Raw genomic sequence first — 13,010 nt, 5'->3', positions numbered from 1 at the left:
TCCCAATAGCCGTTGGCGGCGCACTCGAATCGAAACCGCCCCGGCTGGGGCGGCTGGTTCGACGTGCGAGATCGTATGGAAGATCAGTACAGTCCGCGGCCGCCAAGGATCTCGCGGGCCTCGTCAGCGCCGTCCGCCGCGCCGCTCGATGACGGCACGTATCGGCCGCCCTGATCGTAGGACACCGCGCGCGGGTTATCGAGGCTCCGTCCGCGGGTCCGGCTGGAGGCCGACATCTCCGACGTCGCGGCAACCGATGCCAGGTCGGCGGAGGTGTTGCCGAGCGTGTAGGGACGCCCCTCGGGCAGCGGGACCTCGCCGCGAATCGGGCGGCCTGCGCCGATCTCGGGAACGAACGGCTGGGCGGAGGCGACGCGGACGAGAGAAGGCGCCGGCGCCGGGATGCCGGTGCGCAGGGTTGCCATCAGTTGGGTATCGTCGGACCCTTCGAGAGGGGCGCGGCCGACATATTCGACGCGGACGCGGGCGACGCCGTTGCCCTTGAACTCGAGCAGATCGGCCGCCTTGTTGGAGACGTCGATCAGCCGGTTGCCGTGGTACGGGCCGCGATCATTGATGCGGACGATGAGCGATTTGCCGTTGGCGAGATTGGTGACGCGGGCGTAGCTCGGCAGCGGCAGGGTCGGATGGGCGGCCGTCAGCGACGTCATGTCGAAGACCTCGCCATTGGCGGTCAGCCGGCCGTGAAAATCATCGCCATACCAAGAGGCCATGCCCTCGGCGCGATAGTTGGTGTCCTCCTCGGGAACATAGGTCTTGCCGGCGACGGTATAGGGCTTGCCGATGCGGTAGACGCCACCGCCCTTCGGCACCGGCTCGCCGAATCCGACGACGCGCGGGCTCGACGACACGCCGTATTTCGGATCGACCTTGCTGGCGAACTTGTTGGAAGAGGCGCAGTTCGCGACCATCAGGCAGGCGAGGACGGCGACGGCACTGCGCACCGCTCTCTCGACCGGATCTGTTTGACCAATCCCCATCGACCCCAATTACCAATGTGCCGGTCGCAGCCGAGCCATCCCGTCAGGCCCGCGCGTCCCGGCTTGTCCCCGAGTCGCATCCCCGCAACTCAATGCACAAGGATAACGCAACCCGAAGACGGCGGAAATGGGGTGGCCCCGCCGTGGTTAACCGGAGCTTTCCTGCGGTTGTGACGTGGACGGTGGCCGCCCAGGCGTGCACTCCGCTGTGCCTCCGTGTTGCGAGTGCACCTTTTTGGACACATATGTTGCGTGAAATCCTCACCTACGAGTGTTCTCATTTCCCGGGACCTGAATCATTTTGACTGTGCAGGGCTGCACGTCGTTTGCTTCACGTGGGGCGCAACAGGGTGTGTTCGCTATGATCGAAGCAATGACGGCAGTGATGGGCTTGGTTGGCGCCGGGATCTTCCTTGCTCATGCGTTTGAAGGCGTCCGCTCGCGGGCCTGAGTCCGGACAGATCGGACAGCCGACGCCATGGTCGGCTCTCGTCCGCGTCGATGTTTGCGTCCGCTTCAATAACGACACTTCAGGAGCATCCCTGAAGCTGGCAGTTTCGACCAGCAGATCATCCAGACCGCTCATCGCCCGGCCCTCGGTTTTCTCCGGCCGGTGCGAGATCGGACCGGTAGCGCAGCCGCAGCAGGTGGCCCATGCGACACCAAGATTTACGACATCAAGCGTTGCGACACCAAGACCTGCTCTCGGGGAGCTTTCTCGCCCTGGCAGCGCTGAGCACGGCAATCTTGTGCTCCGGCCTGATGGCTTTTGCGCTCAGGTGAGCGCGGGCTTTGAGCTGAGGCCGTCCGGGCAGGCGTGAATGCGCCGTTGACGAGCCGCAAGCCCGCACCCTAAACAAGGATCGCGTCGATACCGCGCCGCCGTGGCGTGGACGTCGCCGACGTCCCGGACACGACGCCGGATGGAAGGGTGGCCGAGTGGTTTAAGGCACCGGTCTTGAAAACCGGCGTGCCCGCAAGGGTACCGTGGGTTCGAATCCCACCCCTTCCGCCAAGACATCAATAAAATCAATAATTTGCAGAGCGCTTAGGCTTCCAGCGCGCAATCCAAGGCACAATGCGCTCAGGATTGCTTTCGGCCTTGTCCTGCTGACTGCCCTGCTCTGGCTGTCCTTGTGCTTGGCGGTCCTGTCGAGGGCAAAGGCTCGCGCTCGGCCATTCCTTGAAGCTGTCCGGATGCCAAGCGCGATGCTTTGACCGGGTGCGTTGTTGCCGATTGCATAAGGGGATGCACTCGCCCCCGCGGCCCAACCATGGGCTTCGAGAGGAGGTGAGTTGGCATGACACAATGCGAAGCTTGCGCGGGCAAAGGCTATCACGTGGAAATGCGGCCGGTTCGATGGGGCAAGAAAAACGAGCCCTATCGTGAGTGTCCAAAGTGCGAAGGGACTGGAAAAACCAAACCAGAGGCGTTCGACTAGGGCGTAGTCCGGGCCAAACACTAAACCCGCCGGTGCGGAGCCGGCGGGTCGTTCTCAGATCAGCTTTGCGACGATCTCGTCCTCTTCCACGTCCCCGAACTTGTTGCTGATCGCAGTGCGTGCGATGGACCGGCTGGCTGCGCAACGCTGGCGAGGCGCCCGCCGCCTCCCCGTGCTCAGAGCCGGGCGCCTGGCCAACGACCAGGGTGCGCTCCAGGGCTTGCCTGCGGCGCGCGGTGGCCGTTCACAGCGCCGGCGGTCTCGGGCGGCACGCCGACCCGCTCCATCAGTTCGCGAACGTCGCGGATGCGGCTGTCGAGAAGGCCGTGCATCTCAGTCAGCGTCCAGCGCAGCTCATCCACCGCGCCCGGCGCCGCGTCGGGAAAATGCGAGAGATGATAGATCATCTCGTTGAGCACCTGCCGCAGCCCGTACAGGTCGTCATGGGCGAGCTTCTGGACGTCGAGCTGGCCGAGCAGCCGCTGCACGAAGCTGCGCCGATCGGGCGGCACATGGCGCAGATCGACGAACCGGTTGACGTGGAAGGCGCGCGGCGCCTCGGCACTGCCGGCCGCTTGGGCCAGCGCGAGGCGCACGCTGTCCGCGTTGAGGTCCTCGGTATCGACGGAGAGCGTGTTCGGGAACAGGCTCTTGTAGCGTTCGATCAAGGCGTGGGTCTTGTCGTAGTACCAGCCGAACTTCTCGGCCAGCGACAGATCCATCCATTGCTGCTTCGACATCTCTCCGAAGTGGAAAGCGGTCGGACGCTTGCGCTGCGCGGCCGGCGAGTCGGCGTAGTAGAGGTGGTTCTGCGGCGACAGCTCGGCATTCTCCACCAGGCTTGCGATGCATGCCGCGCGGTCACGCCGGCGCAGATGCACCAGCGTGACCTGATCGCCGAGGAGCTCGGCGATGATCGGCAGCACGGCCGCGTAACCATTGCCGACGACGCACGCATGGGGGCAATCGAGGATCGTCTGACGAATCTGATCCGTGAAGCCGGGATCGTTGGTTTCCTTGAGCTGGCAGAACAGCTCATTGAGCTCGCTCGACGCCCATTCGTGCACGGCCCTGTCGCCGTTGCCCTGGTTGTCGAACACCTCCTGCATCATCCGCGTCAGCGACGTCGTGCCGTCCCGGCCGGTGCCGACGCACAGCACCCGCAGCGTGGAAGGCGGAGAATTCCTCAGGGCCGCGTCGCGGCCATTGCCGGAGGGGCGCGTCGCTCCATTGTCCGAGACCACGGCCAGGCGCTTACGCGCCAGCCGGCGAAGCTCCGCGGACGCCGCCTCCCACTCCAGCCTATAGCCGTCGCGCTCGTCGCGCAGGCGGCCCATGATCACGCCCCTTTCTTCCGTGATGCGCCTGTACCGCTCGGACTCGTCCTTCGCGGCGATCAACTCCGCTTGCAGCGCATCGACGAAGCGTTTCACATCCGCATCGAGGCGGCTTTCGGTGCTGGCGGTGTCAATCCCCAGCCGGTTCTGGATCCACCGGCGCAGTCGTACTCTCGACAACAATAATCCTCCAAGAAATCGAGCCGAACGGCCTGCTGATCGTCTGCCGCCCGATCGCTGCTGCGATTCAGCACGCCTGCGAAGACCGCCCTGCCGGCTCCGGCTCTCCATGTAATACAATTGCAATGTACATCAAACTGCATCGCAATTCGGTTGCAGAGGCAGCGATGGCGGCCGGCACGTTGCGCGAGCCGCGCCCCGCTCGTGCCCGAAAAATGTGCATGCCGCGCGACTAATGGCCATTTGAGGGTATTAATACACCGCGATGCGGCGCGAGTGCGGTGGTCATGCGTCACGGCACGCCGCCGGCGCCGCTGCTGCCAACGGGCACGGCCGCGACGACGCCAACTCCGTTGAGCTAGTCCAGTCCGCGCTCGCGACTCAGGCGCACCATCTCGTCGATGAAGATCTGCTTCTGCTTGTCGTCGAGGCTGGTGAACAGCGGTTCCGATGTGTCGGCCACCGCGCGCTGGTCGGCGGCACGATCGACCAGGAACTGAGCCTCGTTGCGCATCTGCTCGACGATGTCGTCCGGCGGATCGCGCTTCGACCGCGCGATGCGCAGCTCGAGTCGATCCGCGCCGTTGCGGCCGAGCGCGTGCATCGCGTTGGCGAACGGACCCCAGTTCTTCGCCTGCTCTTCCGTCAGGTTCAGCCCGGTCTTCAGGCGCTCGATATTGCTATCGCTGTTGGCGACGATCTGTTCGGCCGTGAGTTGCGGGGCGCCCGGCTGCGTCAGCATCGGCGTCGCCTTGGCGACCTTGCTCGTCTTCGTCGCCTTGGAAGGCTTCGCCTTCCTGCCCTCGGCCGGCGGTGTCTCGGGCTGCGCACTCTGCTGGCCGCTGTTGCCGGTGAACGCCCCGGTCACGCCGGTGACCACGCCGACGACACCGCCGATCGCGCCGCCGAGCACACCGCCGACCGGGCCCGCCGCCCTGTTGCCTTCGCGCGCGCCCTGCTCGACGCCCTTGAACAGGCCCTGCGCGGCAGGCTGACGCGGCAGGCCCACAAGGCTGATGAGACCTATTGACGCTCCTATTGCGATGCACCGGAAAGACCGGCGCCAGATGCCGGGGCTCATCATCATCAGTTCAGGCTCCGTGCGCAGTCGCTGGTCGTGACGACCATGATTCCAACGAATTCTACCGTTGCCGCAACGCGCAAGTCCATCTACCGCATGCAGTGCGATGCATCGGACGCGCCCAGCTACACTGGTTCCTCTCGGCTTCCTGCTCGGCCGAGACGCGCTTTGCACTGCAGCGCTCAGCACTGCGATGCAATCAGTTGCGGAACCTGCGACGAATTGTGCACGCCATTAGTTCTAGGATTCGCCTCACCGGCTTTCTCGACAGCCGCTCGCAATTCTGCTCTGATTGCATCCAAGCGAAATCCATGCGCGCATGACGCGACGCAACAACTAACAAATCGGATTCGCATCGACAGAATGCTTGGCTCACCAGGGAGGGAACGCCATGTCACGGAGGAAGCTGAACCGCCGACAATTCGTTGCTGCGACCGCTGCCACCTCGGCGGTCATGATTGCCGCGCCCTATGTGCGCGGCGCCTACGCCGCCGGCAAGCTCTCGATCGGCTTCTGGGACCATTGGGTTCCGGGCGCCAACCAGGCCTCGACCGATCTCGTCAACGAGTGGGCCGCCAAGGAGAAGGTCGAGGTCCAGATCGACTACATCACCAGCCAGGGCAAGAAGATCGAGCTGACGATCGCCGCCGAGGGCGCCGCGAAGTCCGGCCACGATCTGATCGCGATGCCGACCTGGTGGCCGCATGCGCATGCGGAACTGCTGGAGCCGGTCAACGACATCATGGGGCCGATCATCCAGGAGAACGGCGAGGTCAACGGCACCGTCAAATATCTCGGACAGTCCGGCGGCAAATGGCTCGCCGTGCCGGCCTGCGTCGGCAGTCAGATCAAGGGTCCCTGCTCCCGCATCGATCTGATGAAGAAGCATGCGGGCATCGACGTGCAGGAGATGTATCCGGCCGGATCTCCACCGAAGGCCGACAATTGGACCACGGAGACCTTCCTGAAAGCGGCGGAGGCCTGCCATAAGGCTGGCGTGCCGTTCGGCATCGGGCTTGGCGAAACCACCGACAGCGTGGACTCCGCCGGCGCGTTCTTCCAGGCGTTCGGCGCGGATCTCGTCAACGCCAAGGGCGATGTCACGGTGAAGACGGATGCCGTGCGCCAGGCGCTCGAGTTCTACAAGCGGCTGATCGCGGCGCTGCCGCCGGATGTCGCCTCGTGGGACGACGCATCGAACAACAAATGGCTGGTCTCGGGCAGGGGCGCGATGATCATGAATCCGCCGAGCGCCTGGGCGGTGGCCAAGCGCGACGCGCCGCAGATCGCCGAGCAGTGCTGGACCCACGGCTTCCCGGCCGGCCCCAAGGGCCGCTTCGCGCCGTTCCTGCCCTACTTCTGGAGCATCTGGTCGTTCTCCAAGAACAAGGAGGCGGCCAAGAGCCTGATCGTGCACCTGTCGAAGCCGTCATCGATCGAGAAGATGGTGGTGGCGAGCGGCGGCTACGATCTGCCGGCCTATCAGAAGCTGACGACGCTCAAGGTATGGCAGGAGGAGGGACCGCCGAAGGGGACCCTCTATCACTATCCCAACCCCTATAATCACCAAACGCTGTCGATCGCAGCCTCCCCTGCTCCGCCCAAGATCGCGCAGCAGATCTATGCGCAGGCGACGATGACCAAGATGTGCCTGCGCTACGCTCAGGGCGAGAAGATGGAATCGACCCTCGCCTGGGCCGAAGGCGAGTGCGAGGGCTTCATGCGCAGCTGAGGCATGCTCGAAGCAACGCCGGCGGTCCGCTTCAGCAGGCGGGCCGCCCCCTTTCACCTTGTCAGTGTTTCCCATCCAGTGAGGACCCCGCTGTCGCAGGGGACATCACGAGGAGCCTTTTCTCATGGTTGATGCCGCCATCGGTGAGAACGCCGTCGCCCGCCCTCGCGCGGCCCGCCGCAATGGTCTGCACAGGGCGTTGAAGCGGAAATCGACCGCCGCTTTCCTGATGACGCTGCCGCTGATCCTGCTGATCGTGCTCCTGGTCGTCTATCCCGCCCTGTATTCGGTGCATCTGGCGACCCTGAACAAGTCGATGCAACGCTTCGTCGGCTTCGGCAATTTCGAGTTCCTGTTCAAGCGCGACACGTTCTGGCTGGTCGTCAAGCAATCCTGCATCTTCGCGATCACGGCCGTCGTGTTCAAGGCGCTGATCGGCTTCATCGTCGCTCATTTCGTCCACAACATCCCCGCCAAGGGGCAGCGCAAATGGCGCGGCATGCTGCTGGTACCCTGGGTGATCCCGCCGGCGATGAGCACGCTGGCCTGGCTGTGGCTGTTCGACCCGTCCTACAGCGCCTTCAACTACACGCTCGCCTTCTTCGGCATCGGCCCGATCCCGTGGACCGGGGAAGCCGCCTGGGCGCGGTTCTCGGTGATCCTGGTCAACATCTGGTACGGCGCGCCGTTCTTCATGATCATGTACCTGGCCTCGCTGAAATCTGTCCCGGACCAGCTCTATGAGGCCGCGGCGATCGACGGCGCCAATTGGTGGCAGCGGATCTGGTACGTGACCCTGCCGATGATGCGCAACATCATCGCGATCACGACGCTGTTCTCTCTGATCGTGACGTTCGCCAATTTCGACATCGTCCGCATCCTCACCGCCGGCGGCCCGCTGGACAAGACGCACATCTTCGCGACCTGGGCGTTCCGCGTCGGCATCGAGGGCAGCGACATTCCGCTCGGCGCCAGCGTCTCGCTGTTCATGGTGCCGATCCTGGCGGTCGCCGCCATCTTCATCCTGCGCGACGTCAACAAGCGGGGGAACGAGTCCTGATGAGCACCGTCACGATCGACAAGGCCGGCCCGACCCGTACCGTCAAATATGGCTCGATGAGCCGCGACCGCGCCTGGGCGCTGCGCTGGTCGTATTTCTTCCTGACGCTGTTCGCGATCTTCTCGCTGGTACCGCCGCTCTACATGCTGATCACCTCGCTGAAGGGCAGCGCGGAGATCTCCGCGGCGACCAATCCGTGGTGGGTATTCCATCCGACGCTGGAGAACTATGTCGAGCTGCTCACCTCGAACCAGTTTCAGCGCTTCTTCTTCAACTCGGCCATGGTCTCGATCGTCGTGGTGATCATCACCATGCTGATCAGCATCCCCGCCGCATTCGCGCTGTCGCGGATGAAGTTCTGGGGCTCGGCGACGCTGGCGACCGGCGTATTCCTGACCTATCTGATCCCGGACAGCCTGCTGTTCATTCCGCTGTTCAAGATGTTCGCGCTGATCGGCGACGTCACCGGCATCCAGTTGATCAATCGCTGGTACGTGCTGCTGTTCATCTATCCAACCCTGACGGTGCCGTTCTGCACCTGGATCATGATCGGCTATTTCGCCTCGATCCCGAAGGAGCTCGACGAGGCCGCGATCATCGACGGCGCCTCCTGGCTGCAGACGCTGACGCGGATCTTCATTCCCGTCGCCCTGCCCGGTCTGATCGCCGCGACGATCTTCGCCTTCACCGTCTCCTGGGCGCAGTTCCTGTATCCGCTGGTGTTCACGACCTCGACCGACCAACTGGTGCTGCCGGTCGGCATCGTCACGAGCCTGATCAAGGGCGACGTCTTCAACTGGGGACAGATCATGACCGGCGCGCTGCTGGGCGCGGCGCCGCCGCTGATCATCTACGCGTTCCTGATGGACTATTACATTGCCGGGCTCACCGCCGGCGCGACCAAAGGCTGATGACGGGGGTTGATCACACATGGCTGAAGTGAGCTTGCGCAAGGTCGTGAAGCGTTATGACGACGTCGAGGCGGTCAGGGGCATCGATCTCGATATCGCCGACCACGAGTTCGTCGTGCTGGTCGGCCCGTCCGGCTGCGGCAAGTCGACGACACTGCGGATGATCGCAGGGCTCGAGGACATCTCCGACGGCGACATCACGATCGGCGGCGATGTCGTCAACGACGTGCCGCCGAAGGATCGCGACATCGCCATGGTGTTCCAGAACTACGCCCTCTACCCGCACATGACGGTGGCCGAGAACATGTCGTTCGGGCTGCGGCTGAAGCACTACCCGAAGGCCGAGATCAAGAGCCGCGTGGCGGAGGCCGCGCGCATGCTGGACATCGCCGACCTCGTCGACCGCAAGCCCAAGCAGCTTTCCGGCGGCCAGCGCCAGCGCGTCGCGATGGGCCGTGCGATCGTGCGCAATCCCAAGGTGTTCCTGTTCGACGAGCCGCTGTCCAACCTCGACGCCAAGCTGCGCGTGCAGATGCGCATCGAGATCAAGAAGGTGCACCAGAAGGTCCGCACCACGACGGTCTACGTCACCCACGACCAGGTCGAGGCGATGACCCTGGCCGATCGTGTCGTGGTCATGAACAAGGGCCGCATCGAGCAGATCGGCACGCCGAACGAGCTGTACCACAATCCGGCGACACGCTTCGTCGCCGGCTTCATCGGCTCGCCCGCAATGAACTTCGTGCCGTGCCGGCTCGAGGAGGCCAATGGCCGGCTCCACATCCGCCTCACCGACCGGATCGCCTTTCCGCTGCCGCCGGCGCGCGCCGCGCGCTATCAATCCGTGTCACGGAACGAGCCGCTGCTGCTCGGCATCCGGCCCGAGCACATCGCCGAGACCAAGCCGCATGCGGAGCCTGGGATTGAGCCGTTCGAGGCGCTGCTCGACGTCACCGAGCCGATGGGCATGGAGACGCTTGTCTACTTCACCCTCAACGAGACGCCGGTCTGCGGGCGGGTCAACCCCAATGCCGGCGCGCGGGATGGCAGCCCTCTGCGCATGGCAATGGACCTCAACAACATGCACCTGCTAAATGAGGCTTCAGGCCTCGTCATCTGACGAGCATAAGAAGCTTCAAGGGCAGGACATGACCACCAGGACGGCAACCAACAAGAACAAGATCCTCGTCACGGAATCCTTCTCGGCCAAGGGCCGCGCGCTGCTGGCAGCGCGCGATGATGTCGAGATGATCGAGTTCCCCAACATGATCTCGGCGGTGGATTTTTCCGACCTGCTGAAGTCCCACGCGCCGGTGCACGGCGTCGCGCTCGGCGCCACGCGCTTCGGAGAGCCGGAGTTGATCGCGGCCGGCGACATGAAAGTCGTCACCCGAATCGGCGTCGGCTTCGACGCGGTCGATGTGCCCGCGCTCTCCAGGCACAAGGTGCCGCTGATGGTCGCGGGCACGGCGAACTCGCCCTCGGTTGCCGAGCAGGCGCTGTTCATGATGCTGACGCTGGCCAAGCGCGCCAACGAGATGCATGCGATGGTCAAGGACGGCACCTGGGGCGCGCGCCTCGGCGTGCTGCCGTTCGATCTCTACGGCAAGACCGTGCTGATCATCGGCTTCGGCCGCATCGGCACCCGCACCGCCAAGCGCTGCCTCGCGATGGAGATGCAGGTCCTGGTCTACGATCCCTACAAGCCCGCAGCCGACATCACCGCCGCGGGCTGCGAGCCCGTTGCCGATCTCGACACTGCGCTCCAGCGCGCCGACTTCGTCAGCATCCACTGCCCGAAGACCCCGGAGACCATCGGCCTGTTCAACGCCGGGCGTCTCAGGCTGATGAAGCCGACGGCGTATCTGATCAACACCGCGCGCGGCGGCCTGATCGACGAGGCGGCGCTCTATGACGCGCTGTCCTCGGGCCGGCTCGCCGGCGCTGGCCTCGACGTGTTCGAGCAGGAGCCGCCGCCGGTCGGCCACGCACTGCATGCGCTGCCCAACGTGATCATGGCCCCGCACGTCGCCGGCGTCACGCGCGAGGCCGTCGACCGCATGAGCGAGCAGACGGCGCGCAACATTCTCAGCGTGCTCGATGGCGATCCGATTCGGCAGAACGTGATCAATCAGGACGTCTTGTAGTCGTCCGGCCGATGCAATGGTCCTGTCCCGTCGGCGACGAGGCAGGACCCGCTCTCATCACGCGGATGTCAGGACCTTTCTCCACCGCTTTGGCGCCCAACTTTCAACGCATTCTTGCAACTTGGCCAAATCCAGCTACAACTGTGACTATCGGCACCGGATTTTGCGCGCGCCGGTAGGAACAGAGGCGGCCATGAGTGTTGCGACCGAGCACGCGCTCGCAACGATAGCGAGCATTCTCGATCAGCCCGAAGCGACGAGGTCGGCAGACAAGGCGGCGCCGTCGTCGAAGAAGGCTGCCGCGACTGTCGTCTCTCTCGATCAGGCCGACGGCTACACCAAGCTCGGACCTGGGCCGATTTCCGCGATCCGCTTCCGCTGGACGGCACGGCGGGGCGAGGACGGCTACTATGTCGACGAGACCGTCGGGCCGACCTCGATCGCCGTGAGCAGCGGACCGATGACCGCCGAAGCTGCCGTCAAGACGGTCGACACCCGCGCGCGAGAGGCGATCGAGCGCTTCGAGGCGCTGAAGAACGAGATGACCGGCAAGGGCCCGGTTGCGCCCAGCGAGAGGTAGCGCTCCGGCCGCCCGGACCACTCCGTCTTCGTTGCGATGTCTCCAAATCCCATGGCCGGGTTCCATCCTGGCCATTCGTATTTTGTGGACCTTGAGGCCGCCTGCCGTCCCGCTCCGGAAGGGCCTACCTCCGCGCGCCCAGATAGTCCGGCTTCGCCAGCGGCACGCCGGCGTGACGCAGGATGTCGTAGGCCGTGGTGACGTGAAAGAAGAACTGCGGCAGGCTGAACGTGAGCAGCAATGAGCGGCCATCGTCGAAGCTGCGCGTCGCACCGTTGCGGAAGGTGAAGCTGACCTCCCGCTTCGCGCCCTCCTCGATCGCCGCAGGTGGCACGCTGCGCACATCGTCGATCGCGGTTGCAATCCGCGCCTTCAACCCGGCCATATCCGTGTCGCTGTCGGCAACGGTCGGCTGCGCGCGGCCGGCGAGCAGCGCGCAAGCAATGGTGGCGTGGCGGTTGGCTTCGCAGACCTGCCGGATCAGGTTGTACATGTCGGGCGCCAGCCGGGCCTGCAGCAGGTCGGCGGGATCGATGCGGCGCGCCTCGGCAAAGGCAGCGGCCTTGTCGAGCACCCCCGAGAGGTTGTGAAGATAAGGAACGAACACCTCGACCGACGCCTGCACCAAGGAAATGCTCATCAACCAACCTTCCTGCTTGCCCCTCGTCGCGCGTGGCGACCTCCGCTATGAATAGCGCGGCCACATCATGCGAGGTGATTCAATATGGGATTTTTCAACCGGACCGTCGCCGCCGTGACCGCAGCCGTGCTGGCCTGCGGTCTCGCCACTGCCGCACTCGCCGACCAGCCCTCGCGCCTCGACGAGATCGTGCAGCGCGGCAGCTTACGGGTCGGAATGACCGGCGACTACAAGCCCTTCACCTATCTCGACAAGGCGACCGGAAAATTCTCCGGCTTCGACGTCGACATGGCCGAGTCGCTCGGCAAGGCGCTCGGCGTCAAGGTCGAGTTCGTGCCGACGAGCTGGCCGCAGCTCATGAAGGATTTCGAGGCCGACAAGTTCGATGTCGCGATGGGCGGCGTATCGATCACGCTCGACCGCCAGAAGAAGGGCTTGTTCTCGACGCCGATCATGCGCGAGGGCAAGACCCCGATCGCGCGCTGCACCGACACCTCGAAGTACCAGACGCTGTCCGACATCGACAAGCCCGGCACCCGGGTCGTGGTCAATCCGGGCGGCACCAACGAGCGCTTCGCCCGCGCCAACATCAAGTCAGCCGACATCCGCGTCCACCCCGACAACGTCACCATCTTCGACGAGATCGCCAAGGGCGACGCCGACCTGATGATGACCGACGCCTCCGAGACGCGCTATCAGCAGAAGCTGCATCCCGGCGTGCTCTGCGCCGTGCACCCGGAGAAGCCGTTCGATTTCTCCGAGAAAGCCTACTGGCTGCAGCGCGACGTGGCGCTCAAGGCGTTCGTGGACCAGTGGCTGCATATCTCGACCGAGAACGGCAGCTACCAGGCGATCTACAAGAATTGGTTCGAGTAACATGTCCGCGGTCTTCCGTCGGG

At 64.5% G+C, this 13,010-nt stretch carries 12 protein-coding genes and 1 tRNA gene; 8 read left to right on the top strand and 5 right to left on the bottom strand.

All coding sequences use genetic code 11. The features are described 5' to 3' along the window. Positions 1–83 precede the first annotated feature (83 nt). The gene (locus tag QX041_RS32790) at positions 84–1,001 is read right to left on the bottom strand and encodes a septal ring lytic transglycosylase RlpA family protein (RefSeq protein WP_316167965.1); all 918 of its coding nucleotides are present in this window, start codon (positions 999–1,001) and stop codon (positions 84–86) included. A gap of 331 nt (positions 1,002–1,332) precedes the next feature. Then, positions 1,333–1,587 carry a hypothetical protein gene (locus QX041_RS32785; protein ID WP_316167964.1) on the bottom strand — a complete coding sequence of 85 codons (255 nt, stop codon included), beginning with the start codon at positions 1,585–1,587 and terminating at the stop codon, positions 1,333–1,335. A 339-nt stretch (positions 1,588–1,926) separates the two neighbouring features. Here QX041_RS32785 and QX041_RS32780 point away from each other — a divergent pair. Beyond that, a tRNA-Ser gene (locus QX041_RS32780) sits at positions 1,927–2,016 on the top strand. Positions 2,017–2,619: 603 nt separating this feature from the next. On the opposite strand, the gene QX041_RS32775 is transcribed toward QX041_RS32780, so the two are convergent. After that, positions 2,620–4,071 (bottom strand): hypothetical protein, encoded by a 1,452-nt coding sequence (locus QX041_RS32775; RefSeq protein ID WP_316167962.1) that lies wholly within the window; start codon positions 4,069–4,071, stop codon positions 2,620–2,622. 247 nt (positions 4,072–4,318) lie between these two features. Next, complete coding sequence (locus QX041_RS32770; protein ID WP_316168019.1) at positions 4,319–4,963, bottom strand: Spy/CpxP family protein refolding chaperone; 645 nt, start codon at positions 4,961–4,963, stop codon at positions 4,319–4,321. Between the two features lie 469 nt (positions 4,964–5,432). On the opposite strand from QX041_RS32770, the gene QX041_RS32765 reads away from it, so the two are divergent. The 6 genes from QX041_RS32765 (at position 5,433) to QX041_RS32740 (ending at position 11,471) form a co-directional block, all read left to right on the top strand. Beyond that, positions 5,433–6,773 carry an ABC transporter substrate-binding protein gene (locus QX041_RS32765; RefSeq protein ID WP_316167960.1) on the top strand — a complete coding sequence of 447 codons (1,341 nt, stop codon included), beginning with the start codon at positions 5,433–5,435 and terminating at the stop codon, positions 6,771–6,773. 124 nt (positions 6,774–6,897) lie between these two features. Then, complete coding sequence (locus QX041_RS32760; protein ID WP_315751576.1) at positions 6,898–7,833, top strand: sugar ABC transporter permease; 936 nt, start codon at positions 6,898–6,900, stop codon at positions 7,831–7,833. Next, a complete protein-coding gene (locus tag QX041_RS32755) occupies positions 7,833–8,744 on the top strand; it encodes a carbohydrate ABC transporter permease (protein WP_315711960.1) in 912 nt (303 codons plus the stop codon). Before QX041_RS32760 ends, QX041_RS32755 begins: the two co-directional genes overlap by 1 nt. A gap of 19 nt (positions 8,745–8,763) precedes the next feature. Further along, positions 8,764–9,864 (top strand): sn-glycerol-3-phosphate ABC transporter ATP-binding protein UgpC, encoded by a 1,101-nt coding sequence (locus QX041_RS32750; RefSeq protein WP_315711961.1) that lies wholly within the window; start codon positions 8,764–8,766, stop codon positions 9,862–9,864. A 28-nt stretch (positions 9,865–9,892) separates the two neighbouring features. Next, on the top strand, positions 9,893–10,891 hold the full coding sequence (locus tag QX041_RS32745) for a hydroxyacid dehydrogenase (protein ID WP_316167959.1): 999 nt from the start codon (positions 9,893–9,895) through the stop codon (positions 10,889–10,891). 193 nt (positions 10,892–11,084) lie between these two features. Then, on the top strand, positions 11,085–11,471 hold the full coding sequence (locus tag QX041_RS32740) for a hypothetical protein (RefSeq protein WP_315711965.1): 387 nt from the start codon (positions 11,085–11,087) through the stop codon (positions 11,469–11,471). A 124-nt stretch (positions 11,472–11,595) separates the two neighbouring features. Here the strand turns inward: QX041_RS32740 and QX041_RS32735 are convergent, their stop codons facing one another. Beyond that, the gene (locus QX041_RS32735; protein WP_315751578.1) at positions 11,596–12,111 is read right to left on the bottom strand and encodes a DUF1993 domain-containing protein; all 516 of its coding nucleotides are present in this window, start codon (positions 12,109–12,111) and stop codon (positions 11,596–11,598) included. Positions 12,112–12,195: 84 nt separating this feature from the next. On the opposite strand from QX041_RS32735, the gene QX041_RS32730 reads away from it, so the two are divergent. Further along, positions 12,196–12,987: a transporter substrate-binding domain-containing protein gene (locus tag QX041_RS32730; RefSeq protein ID WP_316167958.1), complete on the top strand. Its 792-nt coding sequence runs from the start codon at positions 12,196–12,198 to the stop codon at positions 12,985–12,987. Positions 12,988–13,010: the final 23 nt, after the last annotated feature.

Source organism: Bradyrhizobium sp. SZCCHNRI2009 (assembly GCF_032485115.1).
GTDB lineage: Bacteria > Pseudomonadota > Alphaproteobacteria > Rhizobiales > Xanthobacteraceae > Bradyrhizobium.
Note: the sequence above shows the minus strand (reverse complement) of the source record. Positions and strands in the feature narration are given on the sequence as shown.